The sequence below is a fragment of the Corallococcus sp. AS-1-6 genome (assembly GCF_020037015.1).
Taxonomy (GTDB): domain Bacteria; phylum Myxococcota; class Myxococcia; order Myxococcales; family Myxococcaceae; genus Corallococcus.
Map to the genome: position 1 here is coordinate 384,668 of NZ_JAIQDE010000002.1, position 14,787 is coordinate 399,454.

The following is a 14,787-nucleotide window of genomic DNA, read 5'->3' on the forward strand; positions in this document are numbered from 1 at the left end:
CCATGAGCCGTATCCTGACCATGCTGTTCGCCATGGCCTTCATCATCTTCGCCGTCGCCGGCGGAGTGGCCTCGGCGTATCTGGTGGGCTACCTGGCGGAGGAGTACCTCTTCGAGGGTGCCAGCCGCCTGACGAACATCCTCTTCCTGATGCTCGTCTTCGTGATGATCACCGCGACGCTGCTCACGCTGGCGGAGCGCAAGTGGTCCGCGTTCATGCAGGACCGCGTGGGCCCCAACCGCGCGCGCCTGGCCATCCCCGGCCTGTCCAACCGCTCCCTGGGCGGCATCCCGCACATCATCACCGACGTGCTGAAGATGCTGACCAAGGAGGACTTCGTCCCTGGCCAGGCCAACCGCTTCCTGTTCAACCTGGGCCCCATCCTCGCCTTCGCGCCGGTGTTCGCGCTGTTCGCGGTGGTGCCGGCCGGGCCGTCCGTGAACGTGTTCGGCAAGACGGTGGACATGGTCGTCGCCACGCCGGACTTCGGCATGCTGTACCTGCTCGCCATCGCGTCGCTCGCCGTGTACGGCACGTCGCTGGCCGGCTGGTCCTCCAACAACAAGTTCGCGCTCCTGGGCGGCGTGCGCGCCTCCGCGCAAATGATCAGCTACGAGGTGGCGCTGGGCCTGTCGCTCGTCGGCCTGTTCCTGGCCTTCTCCTCCGTGCAGTTGCCCGCGCTGGTGGGTGAGGTGGGCAACGCGCTCGTGTCCGGCACCGGGCAGGCGAAGTACCTGTGGCGCACGGACGGCACCTTCGACCTGGGCCTGCCGGCGTGGGGCATCTTCATCCAGCCCCTGGGCTTCATCGGCTTCTTCGTGGCGTCCTTCGCGGAGACCAAGCGCGCCCCGTTCGACGCTCCGGAAGGCGAGTCGGAGATCATCGGCTACTTCGTGGAGTACTCCGGCATGAAGTTCGGCATGTTCATGATCTCCGAGTTCGTGGAGGTCGTGGTGCTGGCCGGCGTGACGGCGTCGCTCTTCTTCGGCGGGCACCACCTGCCCTTCGGCGGCGAGTGGCTGGCGGCGCAGCCCTTCTTCCAGGAGCACGGCTGGGTGTACGGCACGCTGCTGGGCACGGTGTTCTGGATCAAGGTCATCCTGCTCATCTGGGTGCAGCTCGTGATTCGCTGGACCTTCCCGCGCTTCCGCTACGATCAGATCCAGAACCTGGGCTGGAAGATCCTCCTGCCCGCGGGCCTGGCCAACGTGTTCATCAGCGGCGCGCTGGTGCTGTGGGATCCGTCCCTGCGCGCGCTGGGCGTGGTGGGCCTGCTGGAGATCGGCTTCGTGGTCGCCCTGACGATGACCACGGGCGCGAAGGCGGCGGACGCGCACGACGCGGCGCACGGCCACGGGCACGACGCGCATGGCCACGGACACGATGCGCACGGCCTGCCGGCGCACGCGGACGCTCACTCCCATTCCCCGGCGGGCGCGCACTAGCGCGGTCCGGAAGCGAGACAAGTCACCATGGCGTTCAATGCCTCCCAGGATCCGCGCACGGACCTCCGTGAGCGGATGTACATCCCGGAGCTGCTGCGCGGTCTGGCCATCACGACCAAGCACTTCTTCCGCAACATGTTCGGCACGCGCGACACCAACCCCCAGGTGGTGGACCGCACGGGCACGAGCCTGATGACCACGGTGGAGTACCCGGAAGAGAAGCCCATCTACCCGGAGGGCTACCGCGGTCTGCACCGGCTGGTTCCGCGCGAGGACGGCAAGCCGCGCTGCGTGGCCTGCTACATGTGCGCGACCATCTGCCCCGCGCAGTGCATCTACATCGAGGCGGGTGAGTACGAGCGCGAGGGCACCGACTCCGAGTCGGCGGTCATCGAGAAGTACCCCACCCAGTTCGTCATCGACGAGCTGCGCTGCATCGTGTGCGGCCTGTGCGTGGAGGCGTGCCCGAAGGACGCCATCCGCATGGACACGTACATGCACACGCCTTCCGAGTACAACCGGCAGAACTTCGTCTACGACATCCCGAAGCTGCTCAAGGGCCCGGCGGTGTCGCACCCGTCCGACCCGTGGAACAAGCGGGAGAGCTCCTCGGAGCCGCACCACGTCCACAAGGAGGCGCACACGCGCATCGGCGAGGGACACGCGGACCACGGCCACGGCCACGCCAAGCAGTTGGGCGCGGGCCCCGCCAAGGCGGGCGCCGGGCACGCGGTGGTGACGCAGCAGGGTCCCATCCAGGTGACGAAGTTCATCAAGTAGTCCGTGTTTCGCACCGCGGGGGGCGGCCGTGCGCCGCCCCTCCGCACGCATCCCGGCCCGCCTCCTTCCCGCTGTCCTGGGAAGGGCGGGCCGAAGCCTTTTCTGGGGGCATGTGGTGATGCTGCACCTCTTCAATGCGCATGGTGCCGGCCTGGCACGGGGAGCCCCGCCGTGAAGCGCTACCGGATGTCGGTGTGCAAGGGTTCGAGCTGCCGCGCGGGCGGCTCGGACGCGGTGCACGTGGCGGCGCGCGAGGCGCTGTCCGACAAGGGCCTGCAGGCCCGCTGCGAGCTGTACCGGGGCGGCTGCTACGGCTTCTGCCACATGGGGCCCAACGTGGTGGTGCGCGAGGACACGGGCCGCAAGCGCGACCCGCTGTCCCCGGAGGACTACCAGCTCATGGGGTGGCCTGGAGAGGTCTACTACTCCGGGATGACGGCGGAGAAGATGCGCCGCGTGGTGGACGAGCACATCCAGAACGACGCGCCGGTGCGCGAGCTGTTCGGGCAGCCGGACTCCGGCGACGACGACTGAAGTCCAGGAGGTGGGCCGTGCGTCGAGCGTCCCGGGTGTCCCCCCTGCTGCCCGGCCTCGTGGGCCTGCTGGTGCTCGGCGCGTGTTCGCGCCCCGTGGCCCCGGCGCCCGCGCGGGTGCTCGGCGCGCACGCGGACGCGGACAGCCCCCGCGTCGTGGGAGCGGCGCTCGTGCGGGACGGCGACTCCCGCGAGGAGCTGCTGCGGCGCCATCCCCGCGTCGAACCCGATGCGGCGCTGACGGCCACCCTGGCGAGCATCCTCGCGGACTCCGGGCAGCGCCTGCGCTGGAGCGCCGCGCCCGTGGAGGACCTGGCGTGTGACAACGGCGACGTCCGCTTCCGCATCCAGGTGCGGGTGCCGCCCGCGTGCACGGAGCGCGCGTGTCCGGTGCTCGCCTTCTACACGACGGGCTGTCCCAGGCCGGGCTACCACTGGCGCCCGGAGTTCTTCCTGCGTGCGGGCTTCATCTACGCGGAGCCCGCCGTGCGGGGCACCCAATGCTCCGAGGACTGGGCCCGCGCGGACGACGGACCGTTGCGCGTCGCCGCCGCCACGGACCTGGAGGCCGCCAGCCGCTGCCTGCGCCAGCGCTTCACGCGCGAGGGCGTGGTCCCCAGGCTGGGCATCCTCGGGTGGAGCTACGGAGGCAACCAGACGCTGGTGGGCATGACGCGCTTCGCGGGCAGCTACGACGCGGGCTTTGCCCTCGCGGCCAAGACGGACCTGGCGTCGTTCCTCTCCCAGACGACGCCGGAGCTGCGCCGTGCCCGGGCCGCGGAGTACGGAGACCCGGAGCGGGACGCGGAGCGGCTGCGCGCCATCTCCCCCATGACCTGGGTGGACCGGGTGGAGGGCCCCATCGCCCTGATGCTGGGCGCGAGGGACCCCAAGGTGTCGCTGTCCGACGCGGGCGCCTTCGTGCGCGCGCTCCGGGCCCGTGGCCAGGACGCGTCGCTGATGATCGTCCCCGAGCACGCCCACCTCACGGAGCGCCCGGAGGAGATCGCGTTCGAGCACGCCCACCTCCTCCAGTTCTTTACTTCGCGCTTCGGTGTGCCCCTCCGGGTCGACACGCTCCCCTGAGGCGGCAAGGCACGCCCCCAGAGGTTCGTTGCCCCATCCGCGACCCGAAGTCCTCCGCGAGGACGTGCGTCTCGCGAGCGCGGCGATGGGGCGCGACGGAGTGCTTGGGCGCCCGCCGGGGGCGCCCGCGCCAAACCTGTCCGACTGTCGGACAGGTTCGTGACGCACGAAGCCCGAGGCCGCGCTGTCCCGGCAGGCGGCGCGGACGGTTGGCCTCGCGTCCCTGGCGTCCGGGGACGTGCACCGAGGGGCCGCGCCGGGCACGGCCTTGAGAAACCTGTCCGACAGTCGGACAGGTTTCAGCGCTTCGTCTTCCGAGGGGGCCTCCCGCCCGGGCATGGACCTCGGACAGGCCCGCTCGCGCCGTGCGTCCCCCCGGACTCGCCAACGAACGCCTGCCGCCCGGCCTAGCGCGAGTCCGTGCTGCGCCGGCCCCAGCGGATGACGCCGTCCCAGTCCTCGGGCGGCGGCGTCTGGATGAGGCGCTGGCAGCGCTCGACGTAGACGCGGGCCACCGGGTCGCCGTGCTCCACGCCGCAGCGGCGGAACAGCTCCTGGGCCAGGATGAAGTCGCGGCCGTAGTAGGCGGTGAGGGCCTTCTCGTAGAGGGCGATGCCCGCCTGCTTCTCCGGGGAGAACTCGCCCCGGCGGCCCAGCAGCTCGTGCACGCGCACGGGCTGGGGACGGTCCCTCAGGAGCACGCGGTCCACCTCGCGGAAGACGTACGCGTCGCTGGCGAGCTGCGCGGTGGCCTGCCCCACCAGCACCTGGGTGCCGTACTGCTTGTTGGCCGCCTCCAGCCGGCCGGCCATGCCCACCGCGTCGCCCATGACGGTGTAGTTCGACTTGAGCTCGCTGCCCATGTCGCCCACCAGCAGGTCGCCCGTGTCGATGCCGGCGCGCACCGACAGCCGGTGGCCGAACTGCTTCTCCCAGTGGGGCTGCTTCTGCGCGAGCGCCGCCTGGAGCTTCAGCGCCGCCTCGCAGGCCAGGTGCGCGTGGCGGTCCGTGCGCACGGGCGCGCCCCAGAAGGCCATCACGGAGTCGCCCATGTACTTGTCCACCTGCCCCGCCGTGGCGCGCACCACGGCGGTCATCTCCGTAAGGAAGGTGTTGAGCAGCGGCACCAGTTGCTCCGGCGGCAGCGCTTCCGACAGGCGCGTGAAGCCCTCGATGTCGCAGAGGTACACGGTCATCTGCCGGCGCTCCGGCTTCATCAGGCTCACGTCGCGCGCCACCAGCCGCGCCACGTCCGGGCTCACGTAGCGGCCCAGCGCGCTGTGCACGAACTCGCGCACGTCCTGCTCCGTGCGGAAGGCGTAGAGGGTCGTCACCAGGAACGCGAGCCCGCCGGACCACAGCGGCCCCGCGACGGCGACCCACACCTGGTCATGCACGAAGACGTAGCCCGCCGCGCCCACGTAGCCCGCCCCGGCCGCCACCGCCACGCAGACGAAGAGGAAGGCGCCGCCCACGGAGCGCAGGAGCCAACTGAACGACAGCGCCAGGAACGCGCCGATGAACGCGAGCCCCATGGTGGCGAGCATGTCCACCCTCGGCGGCGCGCGGGTGATGCCGTCCGACGCGAGGATGTTCGCGAGCGCCTGGCCCAGCACGGCGCCGTTGGCGATGCCCGGCCCGATGGGCGTCACCCGGCGCTCGGGCGCGTAGCTGCTGGTGTTGGTGAGGATGACGGCGCGGCCCTCCAGGTCATGGTCGAAGCGGACGGGCCGGGCCTCCTGCGAGTCGAAGAGGTTGAGCAGCACGTTCCACGCGCGGATGGAGCGGGCGAGCGGGCCGCGCGCGCCGCGGGTGGCGGACGGGGCCTCCCAGCGCAGCAGGCTGTAGCCGGCCGCGTCCATGGGCACGGAGTACTTGTCCCCGATGTGGAGGCGCCCGTCCGCGTACCGCAGCGTCTGCGTGCCCGCGAGCCGCATGGCGGCGGCCAGGGGCAGCGAGGGCAGCACGTAGCGCTCGCCCCCGCGAGGACTGTACGCGACGAGGTGGGGCACGCCGCGCACCACGCCGTCGGGGTCCGCGGGCAGCGTGGTGGCGCCGTAGCCGCTGGCCTGACCGAGCAGCGGCGTCACCGGGTGCTGGAGCTGGCGCACCTCCAGGAGCTTCTCCGGATCCAGCCCCTGCACCTGCACGGAGGCCAGGGCGAGGAACAGGTCCGACGGGGCCACGCGGAAGGCGTCGTCCGCGGCGCGGCGCTCCTGGATGGACGCGGCGGCGGTGCCCAACTGCTCGCCCAGGCCGCGGCCCTCGCCCTCGTCCGCGACGCCGGCCCAGACCTCCAGGGCCTTGCCGGCGGGGATGAGGAACGCGGGGCGCTGGAGGGCGAGCACGGACTGCGCCCGGGCGCGGGCCTCGGTGACGTTGGGGTAGCTGCCCAGACGGACGCGGTAGGGCCACAGGCGGCCGGTGGGAGGCAGCGTGCGGGTGCCCTCGGCGCCCCAGCGGAAGGCGAGCACGGAGCGGCCGGGGTCCTGGTCCAGGAGGGCGCGGAGCGCGTCGTCGTCCTGGGACAGGGCGCCCCGCCCCGAGCGCGTGGGGGTGACGCAGGCGCGGGGGCTGAGCTCCGGGTAGGTGAAGTCCAGCATCACCACGGAGGCGCCCTCCTCCACCAGGCGGTGCACCATGCCGCCCATGACCTGGCGCGGCCACGGGTACGCGGCGATCTCCGCGCGCGGGCCCTGCTGGGCTTCGGCGAGCGTGTCGTCGTCGATGGAGACGAGCACCACCCGGTCGGAGCGCTCGGACACCTCTCCGAGCTGGCGGATGCGCCAGTCGTAGAAGACGCGCTCGCCGCCGTCGAGCCAGTGCGAGAGCCCATCGATGAAGCCCGAGGGCGACAGCAGGGGCGCGGGCGTGTCCTCCGGCCGCACGGGGCCCGTGACGCGGTGGGAGACGAGCAGGCCGAGCAGGCAGCCGAACAGGGCCGCCATGGCGAGCGAGAAGCCGAGCCGGTGGAGGAAGCGGCGGCCAGAGGAGTGGATGCGGAGGCGTTGCACGAGCGGCGCACAGGATACTCCGCCGGAGCCTCGCGCCCATGGGCAACACGCGGGGTATGGTTGGCCGCCGTCAACCGTGCCCCGTTCAAGAGAGTGCCCATGAAACGCCTGTTGCTGTCCGCCCTGGCCACCGTGTCCCTGCTTTCGCCGCTCGCCTGTGACCTGGAGAAGACGACGAACCAGCTCACGGCGGACCACGTCATCGTGGGCACCCTGCTCGCGACGCCGCAGGTGGACGTGTCCGCGTCCGCGATGGCGGGCTACGACGCGGGGACCTTCGGGCCGGACGGCGGGGACGTGGTGAGCTTCCCCGGGCAGACGGCGGCGTTCGTGTTCTTCGGGACGAAGTCGGGGGAGAACGCGCAGCCGCAGGGCGTGAGCGGGGCCAAGGTGACGCTGAACGCCGGGAGCGCGGCGGGCGTCACGCTCAACAGCCAGGGCGGCGGCAGCTACGGCGTGACGAGCGACTCCACGGACGACCTGACGTACGCGTCCGGCGCCACCTACTCGTTCTTCGCGGAGCAGAACGGGACGAAGTACGAGGCGCGGGTGGAGGACGCGCCGACGAAGGAGGCCATCCCGGCGTTCCACCCGGCGGAGGGCTTCGTGCGCATCAACGCCAACACGGCGTTCGCGTTCGACCGGCCGGCGCCTCCGGCGAACCAGGACCGCACGCTGGGCTTCGTGACGGTGGTGCCGCTGGGTTCGAACGGGGAGAAGGGCCAGGCCACCTATTCGAACGTGCCCACGTCGCCGGTGGAGTTCCTCCAGTTGGCGGCGACCCCGGCGCTGTTCCGGGAGGCCCGCGTGACGATCCCCGCCACCGCGTTCCCGAACCCGAAGCAGACCTACCTGGTCATCTTCCAGGCCGTGCGCATGGGCGGCCCGGAGTCCGACAACCTCTTCCTGGGCAGCGTCGTCCTGGCGGGCACCGCGGAAGTGGGCATCGTGCGGACGAACTGAGCGCGGAGGCGCGCCTACCCCGCCTCGATGTCCAGCCCGATGCGCCCCTCCAGCTTGAGGCGCAGGAGGTGACCCGCGAAGCGCTCCGACTCTTCGCGGGTGAGGATGCTGCGGAAGTCCGGCCCGTCCGCGATCTCCACCTCCATCACGGCGCCGCGCTGGAGGAGGCGGAAGAAGTCCTCCCCTCCCCCGGCCCTGGGCACGCGCAGGGGGATGAAGCCCTTGAGCGGCACGACGTCCGTGCTCGCCTCGATGACGCGCAGCAGGCCCGGCGCGTCCGGGCGCACGGCGCCGGAGGCGACGGACTCCTCCGCGTAGAGCGGCGCGGGCGGAAGCGACAGGTCCTCCGTGGAGTCGTCGAAGAGGAAGCCGTAGCGGGACGGCACCCGCTGCGTGAGCAGGTAGCAGAGCAGGACGGCCTCGTCCGGCTGCACGCGCGCGACGTGGAGGATGGAGCGCTCCGCCCCCACGCGGCGCAACAGCAGCGTGAGGTGCGGCTGGCTGCGCTGGAGGTAGCGCTGGACGCGGTCCAGCAGCGTGGCGCGGACCTCCGTGAACGCGGCCTGGTAACGGGCCTCGCTCTCGGCCTCGCGATGGGAGACGGCGTCGCGCGCCTTGGCGAGCTTCGCCTCCGCGTCGCGCAGGAAGTCGCTGGCGGCGCCCTGCGGCTGAAGGCCCGGAGTTGTCGAACCGGCGTCCATGCCCGCGGCGCGCACCGCGCCCAGCAGGAAGGAGCCCTGTTGCGTGAGCCGGGCCTGTTCCTCGCGGAACTGGATGACGGAGGCGGCGTGACCGCGCTTGAGCTCCTCCCAGGCGTCGTACGCGGACTCCAGCGTCTCCAGCGCGCGCAACGGCCCCAGCGCGCCCTCGGGGCCGGAGGCCCACGGCAGGTCTGTGCTTCGCGTGGGGAGCGCCGGGGACTCGTCCACGGCGGGCACATCCACGGGCGTGTCATGTCTCGGTGGCGGTTTGGCCCCGGGCGGCTTCGTACCCATCGGCTCGCATCCTAGCCGGAAACACGAAGGCCCCTCCCCGCCTTGAGCGGGAAGAGGCCCGGGTGTGACTCGACGGCGCGCCCTGGAATCAGGTCGTCCGCTGGCCCGGCGGCACCGTGGAGCCGGCGCCCTGCTGGCCTTCCGCGCCGCGCGCGTTGTTGATGGCCGTGGCGAGCTTGTCCTGGCCGCCCTGGATGCGCTGGCGCAGGTCGCCGCGGAGCTGCTGGCCCGGCTTGTCCGCGAGCAGCAGGCCGACGCCGACGCCCACCAGCACGCCCGCCGCGAAGATGCCCAGCGCCGGCAGCGCCGTCTCCGCCGTCGTGCGGCGCGTCTCCAGGCCGATGAGGTCCAGCACGTCGTCGCGGTCCAGCTTCTTCAAGTCCTTCAGGCTCAGCATGTCCGACTCCGGGGAAATGACTTCGGGGAAAGACCTGGGGTGCTTCGACTGAATCCTAGACGCTGCCCGAGGGCGGCGTGCCCCGGCCCGTCTGATAGCCCTGGAAGGCGGACTCCGCCATGCCCAGCAGCTCATCCTTCACGAAGGGCAGCGCGGCCAGCCGCACGCCCAGCTTGAGGATGCGACCGGTCAGCGGCGTGAAGAGGCCGCCGCCCAGCACGTAGCCCACGCCCACGGCGATGGCCAGCGTGCCATAGGGGTTGCGCTCCACGCGCCCCTTCAGGTCCAGCGTCTGCCCCAGGTCCGCCACCGCGCTGCGCGCGTTGTCGATGAACTGCTGCGCGTCCGAGCCGAGCTGATCCACGCGCTGGCCGAAGCCCGCGTCCTCGCCGTGCGCCGTGCCGTTACCCGTCGTGCCCGAGTAGTTCGTCATGTCCGTGCTCCCTTGGTCCGGCAAGCGGTTAGCGGGACGCGATGCGGCCCACGATGAAACCCACGGCGATGGCGCCCAGGAGGCACGTGCCGGGGTTGGCCTTGATGAACCCGACGACCTGGTTGTTCAGGTCCACCAGGTTCTGCCGCGCCTCGTCCATGTTCGGCAGTTGGTCCTGAATCTGCCGTGCCCGGTCTGCCATCTGCTGCGGATTGATTTCCATGGAAGCCCTCTGATGTGCGTTCGTTTTCCGATTGCGTCTTGAAGCTTCTGCATCCAGGCCCGCCGGTGCAGCCTCAGCGCCGCGAGCCCACCAGGTAACCGACGAGGAAGGCGGTCCCCACGCAGGCGTAGGGATGCTTGCGCACCCACTGCCGCCAGTCCGTGACCTCCGCCACCTCCACCCGGAGCGCGCTCACCGACGTGGCCAGGTCGGCCCGGGTGCGCTCGATTTCCTCGCGAAGCGCCGCGCTGGTGCGCGGCAGGTGTCCATTGCTAGCGGCCATCCCGCGGCTCCTTGAAAGCCATTCCCGTTGCGTCCTTCAGCGTGTTCACCCCGGGCGCCGGGGCCACCCGCGGCTGCGCCGTGGTGAGCGCCGCCATGCTGCGCGACAGCTCGCTCACGCTGTCATCCATCATCTGGCGTGACTTCATCCGCTTCACCGCGCGCAGGATGCCCAGGCCGCCGCCCACCAGGTTGGCCGCGCCCACGAGCGCCAGCGCCCCCGCCCACCCCGTCCACGGAGCGAGCACGGCCGCCAGCGCCCCGCAGACGAAGGCGTACCCCACGAGCAGGAAGGGCACGAACACGGCGATGCTCGCCACGTCCAGGCCCATGGCCTTCGCGTCCTCCGCCAGCTCCACGCGCGCCAACTGGAGGTGCTGCGTCACCAACCGACTGAAGCCGTCCGCCATGCGCCCGACGAGCGCGGCGACGCCGCGATCCGTCTGTTCACTGCCCACGTGCATGCGCTCTCCGGCCGACGCTCACGTCCCTGTGCGCGTGGGCGCCAACCTAGGCACCCCACCTCCCCGCGACAACCACGGCGCGAGGAATTTGTCCGGCGTTCGCCAGCGTCGGCCACTCAACGCGAGAAACCACCGGATCCGCGAACAAGTCTACCGCAAGCCCCCCTAGCCGATGAGCTGCACCGGCGGCGCGACGGGCGGCTGCACCGCGATGGGCGCCTCGAAGCGCATCACCAGCGGCAGGTGGTCCGACGCCACCCGGCTGAGCGGCGAGCGGTGCGGCGTCACCGACACCGGCCGCACCCCCGAGTCCACGTAGATGCGGTCCAGGCGGAACAGGGGCAGCCGCGTGGGGTACGTGCGCGCGGCGGCGCCCAGCTCGAACGCGGCGTCGTGGATGGCCTCGCGCACCAGCGACGACACCGGGCCGTTGCCCCAGGAGTTGAAGTCCCCGCACACCACCATGGGGTCCTTGCGGGCCGCGTCGCGGAGCAGGTCGGCGGACAGGAGGAGCGCCTCCTGGCGCCGCCGCTCGCTCACGGACAGGCCCAGGTGGAGGCAGAAGACGTGCAACTGCTGCCCTCCTCCCAGGTCCAGGTCGCATCTCAGCGCGCCCCGGGGCTCGCGGCGCGGCACGCTCAGGTCGTAGTTCTTCGACTTGAGCACCGGCAGCCGGCTGAGGATGGCGTTGCCGTAGCGGCGGCCGTTGCGGACCACGTTGGGTCCGAAGGCCATGTGCATCCCGAGCATCTCCGCCAGGTGTTCGGGCTGGTCCTCCCGGGGCGTCTTGCCCCGGAAGTCCCCCACCTCCTGCAGGGCGACGATGTCCGCGTTCACCTCGCGGAGCACCGAGCCGACGCGCTCCAGGTCGAACGCTCCGTCCACGCCGATGCCGGAGTGGATGTTGTAGGAGACCAGGGTCAGCTCCACGCGTCGTCCACCCTCCTTCAAGCCGGGATGATGCGGCGGGCCGCCAGGCGCACCGCCTCCAGGGGCAGCGCCGCCAGCCGCTGCATGGCCGTCGCCACGTCGCCCACGCCGGACTGGATGGCCTTGAGCTGGCGGCGCGCCTCGTCGATGAGGTCCGGCAGCCGCCCCTGCTGCATCGGCCGCTCCTGGGTGGGCGGCAGCGCGCCGATGGGCGCCGTCGTCCCGATGACGGGCGAAGCAGCCGCCTTGCGCTGCTTCTTCGCGGCGCCGCTCACGCGCGACACCGGCCCGTGGGAGAACTTGGCGTCCGCCTCCGGCCGGGCCAGCTCCTCCAACTGAAGCTCCATCTTGCGCGCGGTGAGGATCTCCTCCGTCTGCGCGTGGCTCTTGCCGTAGTGGACGCCCTCGTGCTCGCCCACCGACACGCGCGCGGACTGGGACAGGTGCTCCTTGTCGCGCTGACGCAGGCTGCGCTTCTGCGGCGGGAGCGTCTTGGGAACCTGGAAGTGGTCGAAGCTGTAGGAGCGAGGCATGCGCGTCCTCCCTTTCGAAATTGATGTGCTGCGTTGATGTGGGAAAGCTAGGGAGCCCCTCGCCGTCCGTAACGCCTTGACACGGGGAGAACTGGCACGGCTGCCTGCCGCACGTCCGGCCAGGAACACTGTTTCGCCTTTGGGGGCACCCAAGTACCGGCAATGGCACGCATCCGGTGCCTGCCTCCAGGGCGGGCGGCCGGACGTCACACAGGAGGCATCCAGCCGGGCCCTTCCGAGCAGAGAAGCAGACAGCCAACACGCCCGTCGCCGCTCCGGGAAGGTTCCGCGCGCGCGTGGTGTAAAGAACGGCCCATGCCCGCCCGGAACCCTTCCGCCGCCCGAGTCCTCGTCCTCTCCCTGCTCGCCTCCGGGTCTCCGGTGCTCGCCGCCTCCACGGCCCCCGCCGTGGTGACAGGCAGCGTGCCGGGCGCCGCGGCGACGCCCACCGCGTCGGGCCTCCGCGCTCCGGGCGCGCCCACGCCGGGCGCCGTGCTCCAGGGAGAGCTGGCGCCGCTGAAGGTGGCGCCCGTGGACGGGCCCCGCCTGTCGCTCCAGCCCGCCAACCCCAAGCCGGGTGACCCGGTGCTGGTGACGGTGAGCGGCGCGTCCTCGCTGCCCACGGGCACGCTCGCGGGCCGGCCCCTGCGCTTCTTCGCGTGGAACAACGGCTACGCGGCCCTCTCCAGCCTGCCGGTGGAGCAGGTGGAGGGCAGCGTGCCGGTGGACGTCACGGCCCCCGGGCGCGGCCTGCCCGTGCTGCTGTCCGGCGTGCTCAACGTGGGCGCGCCGGGCTTCCGCGAGCGCGAGCTGCGCGTGGCCAACAAGTACGTGAAGCCGCCCAAGGCGGTGAAGGCGCGCATGGAGGCGGACCGCAAGGCGTTCGCCGCAGCGTTCGCGCAGCCCTTCCAGAAGCCGCTGTTCGGCCGGAACTTCGCCTGGCCACGCGAGGCCACGGTCACGGCGCCGTTCGGCGACCGCCGCTCGTTCAACGGCAAGCTGCAGACGCAGCACTTCGGCGTGGACCTGGACGGCGCCACGGGCTCGCCGGTGGTCGCCGCCAACGACGGCACGGTGGTGATGACGCGCGACAACTACGCGTCCGGCAACACCGTGCTCGTGCACCACGGCGCGGGGCTCTACACCGCGTACTTCCACCTGTCGCGCATCGACGTGAAGGACGGCGCGCAGGTGAAGCAGGGAGACCCGCTGGGCCTGGTGGGCAGCACCGGCCGCGTCACCGGCCCGCACCTCCACTGGGGCGTGAAGGCGGATGACCGCTGGGTGGATGGCCAGACGCTGCTCAAGCTGGACTTCACCGGCGCCCCGGAAGCGCCGGGCGTGGCCACCAACGCGCCCGGCCTGGGCAACCCGTAGCGCGCCGCGCGGCCCGCTTTCAGCCGCGCTTGGGAGCCCGGGCCCTGGGCGCGGCCTTCTCCCGCTTCAGCGGGGCCACGTCCGGGGGGTCCTCGCCCCTCGGGAGCTCGTGCTTCGCGGGCTCGGGCTTCACGGGCTCCGCGGAAGCGGAAGCGCCGCCCAGCAGCACGCCGTGGAGGAACGAGTCGGCGATCTGCGCCTTGGCGCGCTCGAGCATCGCCGTGTCGCGCGCGTCCGCCAGCCCCACCACGAAGGCGGTGAGCCCCATTTCGATGGAGCCGAAGAGCAGCGCGGACGCGAGCAGCGGATCCACGTCCGGGCGCAGCTCCCCGGCCTCCTTCGCGCGGGTGAACATCTGCGCGCTCAGGCGGATGACGTCCACGAAGGCCGTCTGCCGGTTGATGCGGGCGCCAGCCGGGGAACGGGCAATCTCCAGGATGAGCACCTTCACCGCGCGGGGGTCCACGCGGTAGGCCTCGAAGGCCACGTCCGCGATGCGGCGGACCTTCTCCACCAGCGGCCCCTCGCTCTCCGCGACGGCGCGCGCACGCGCGATGAAGCCGCTCCAGCCCGTCTCGAAGACGGTCTCCAGCAGCTCATCCTTGTTCTTGAAGTAGTGGTAGACGAGCCCGTACGCGACGCCCGCCTCCTTGGCGACGTCCGCGATGCGGCAGCCGTGGTAGCCCTTGCGGGCGAACACGTCGATGGCGGCCCGCAGGATGGTGCGGCGGCGCTCGCTCTCCCGCGTCCCGCTCTCCGGCGCCGTCTTCTGCTGGCCCACGCGTCCTCCCACGGCTGGTTGATTCAAGAATCAGCCAGCCACGCTACGGACGCGGGGCTCCGGGGTCAATCCTTACGTGGGGCCCTCCGCCGCGCCCGAGGGGGAGGCGGGCGGAAGGGGCACGCACGGGGAAGGGCCCTCCCCAGGAGGGGACTCAGGCCGCCGAGCCGTTGAACATCACGCGGGCCACGCCGAGCAGGCGGTCCACGTCGCGCGCGTTGAGGCCGCGGGCGCGGGCGAAGTCAGACAGGGGACGCAGCAGGTCCTCCGTCTGGGCGGGCGTCTGCTCGGTGCCCGTGAAGAGCTCACCGAGGCTGACGCTGAGGGCGTTGGACAGCGCCGCCAGGGTCTCCACGTGGGGCACGCGCTCGCCGCGTTCGATCATCGACAGGAAGGACACGCTGATCTGCGCTCGCTCCGCGAGCTCCTCCTGCGTCCATCGTTCCGGGCGCTGCGTGCGAAGCTCGCGAATGCGCTGGCCAATTCTTTTTCCGAGATCCGACACGAAGTACTTCTCCTCTAGGGGGGATGTTTCCGAGGTGAGTGCAACG

General features: G+C 71.7%; 17 protein-coding genes. 6 read left to right on the forward strand and 11 right to left on the reverse strand.

Features of this window, described 5'->3' with window-relative positions:
- Positions 1 to 2 precede the first annotated feature (2 nt).
- The 4 genes from K8612_RS04405 (at position 3) to K8612_RS04420 (ending at position 3,844) form a co-directional block, all read left to right on the forward strand.
- On the forward strand, positions 3 to 1,445 hold the full coding sequence (locus K8612_RS04405) for a complex I subunit 1 family protein (protein ID WP_223742309.1): 1,443 nt from the start codon (positions 3 to 5) through the stop codon (positions 1,443 to 1,445).
- Positions 1,446 to 1,472: 27 nt separating this feature from the next.
- On the forward strand, positions 1,473 to 2,225 hold the full coding sequence (locus K8612_RS04410; protein ID WP_223761361.1) for an NADH-quinone oxidoreductase subunit I: 753 nt from the start codon (positions 1,473 to 1,475) through the stop codon (positions 2,223 to 2,225).
- A 171-nt stretch (positions 2,226 to 2,396) separates the two neighbouring features.
- Complete coding sequence (locus tag K8612_RS04415; RefSeq protein ID WP_223742307.1) at positions 2,397 to 2,759, forward strand: (2Fe-2S) ferredoxin domain-containing protein; 363 nt, start codon at positions 2,397 to 2,399, stop codon at positions 2,757 to 2,759.
- 17 nt (positions 2,760 to 2,776) lie between these two features.
- The gene (locus K8612_RS04420; protein ID WP_223761362.1) at positions 2,777 to 3,844 is read left to right on the forward strand and encodes a prolyl oligopeptidase family serine peptidase; all 1,068 of its coding nucleotides are present in this window, start codon (positions 2,777 to 2,779) and stop codon (positions 3,842 to 3,844) included.
- 407 nt (positions 3,845 to 4,251) lie between these two features.
- Here the strand turns inward: K8612_RS04420 and K8612_RS04425 are convergent, their stop codons facing one another.
- The gene (locus K8612_RS04425; RefSeq protein WP_373692077.1) at positions 4,252 to 6,858 is read right to left on the reverse strand and encodes a CHASE2 domain-containing protein; all 2,607 of its coding nucleotides are present in this window, start codon (positions 6,856 to 6,858) and stop codon (positions 4,252 to 4,254) included.
- A 99-nt stretch (positions 6,859 to 6,957) separates the two neighbouring features.
- On the opposite strand from K8612_RS04425, the gene K8612_RS04430 reads away from it, so the two are divergent.
- Positions 6,958 to 7,821, forward strand: a complete 864-nt coding sequence (locus K8612_RS04430) for a hypothetical protein (RefSeq protein ID WP_223761363.1) — start codon at positions 6,958 to 6,960, stop codon at positions 7,819 to 7,821.
- Between the two features lie 14 nt (positions 7,822 to 7,835).
- Here K8612_RS04430 and K8612_RS04435 read toward each other — a convergent pair whose 3' ends face one another.
- From K8612_RS04435 to K8612_RS04470, 8 genes are all read right to left on the reverse strand, one after another.
- The gene (locus K8612_RS04435) at positions 7,836 to 8,816 is read right to left on the reverse strand and encodes a hypothetical protein (protein ID WP_223761364.1); all 981 of its coding nucleotides are present in this window, start codon (positions 8,814 to 8,816) and stop codon (positions 7,836 to 7,838) included.
- Positions 8,817 to 8,904: 88 nt separating this feature from the next.
- The gene (locus K8612_RS04440; RefSeq protein WP_223761365.1) at positions 8,905 to 9,213 is read right to left on the reverse strand and encodes a hypothetical protein; all 309 of its coding nucleotides are present in this window, start codon (positions 9,211 to 9,213) and stop codon (positions 8,905 to 8,907) included.
- A gap of 55 nt (positions 9,214 to 9,268) precedes the next feature.
- Positions 9,269 to 9,646, reverse strand: a complete 378-nt coding sequence (locus tag K8612_RS04445) for a hypothetical protein (protein WP_223744045.1) — start codon at positions 9,644 to 9,646, stop codon at positions 9,269 to 9,271.
- Positions 9,647 to 9,674: 28 nt separating this feature from the next.
- Entirely contained in the window at positions 9,675 to 9,869 is a 195-nt protein-coding gene (locus K8612_RS04450; protein ID WP_223744046.1) for a hypothetical protein, read from the reverse strand.
- 73 nt (positions 9,870 to 9,942) lie between these two features.
- Entirely contained in the window at positions 9,943 to 10,152 is a 210-nt protein-coding gene (locus K8612_RS04455) for a DUF3618 domain-containing protein (RefSeq protein ID WP_120549964.1), read from the reverse strand.
- Positions 10,142 to 10,615 carry a phage holin family protein gene (locus tag K8612_RS04460; RefSeq protein ID WP_223744047.1) on the reverse strand — a complete coding sequence of 158 codons (474 nt, stop codon included), beginning with the start codon at positions 10,613 to 10,615 and terminating at the stop codon, positions 10,142 to 10,144. Before K8612_RS04460 ends, K8612_RS04455 begins: the two co-directional genes overlap by 11 nt.
- A 165-nt stretch (positions 10,616 to 10,780) precedes the next feature.
- The gene (locus tag K8612_RS04465; protein WP_223744048.1) at positions 10,781 to 11,545 is read right to left on the reverse strand and encodes an endonuclease/exonuclease/phosphatase family protein; all 765 of its coding nucleotides are present in this window, start codon (positions 11,543 to 11,545) and stop codon (positions 10,781 to 10,783) included.
- Positions 11,546 to 11,562: 17 nt separating this feature from the next.
- A complete protein-coding gene (locus tag K8612_RS04470; RefSeq protein WP_223744049.1) occupies positions 11,563 to 12,078 on the reverse strand; it encodes a hypothetical protein in 516 nt (171 codons plus the stop codon).
- Positions 12,079 to 12,393: 315 nt separating this feature from the next.
- On the opposite strand from K8612_RS04470, the gene K8612_RS04475 reads away from it, so the two are divergent.
- Positions 12,394 to 13,455 (forward strand): M23 family metallopeptidase, encoded by a 1,062-nt coding sequence (locus tag K8612_RS04475; RefSeq protein ID WP_223761366.1) that lies wholly within the window; start codon positions 12,394 to 12,396, stop codon positions 13,453 to 13,455.
- A gap of 19 nt (positions 13,456 to 13,474) precedes the next feature.
- Here the strand turns inward: K8612_RS04475 and K8612_RS04480 are convergent, their stop codons facing one another.
- Together K8612_RS04480 and K8612_RS04485 are read right to left on the reverse strand one after the other, a co-directional pair.
- The gene (locus K8612_RS04480) at positions 13,475 to 14,236 is read right to left on the reverse strand and encodes a TetR/AcrR family transcriptional regulator (protein ID WP_223761367.1); all 762 of its coding nucleotides are present in this window, start codon (positions 14,234 to 14,236) and stop codon (positions 13,475 to 13,477) included.
- Between the two features lie 154 nt (positions 14,237 to 14,390).
- Complete coding sequence (locus K8612_RS04485; RefSeq protein ID WP_014398120.1) at positions 14,391 to 14,741, reverse strand: helix-turn-helix domain-containing protein; 351 nt, start codon at positions 14,739 to 14,741, stop codon at positions 14,391 to 14,393.
- Between the last annotated feature and the right edge of the window lie 46 nt (positions 14,742 to 14,787).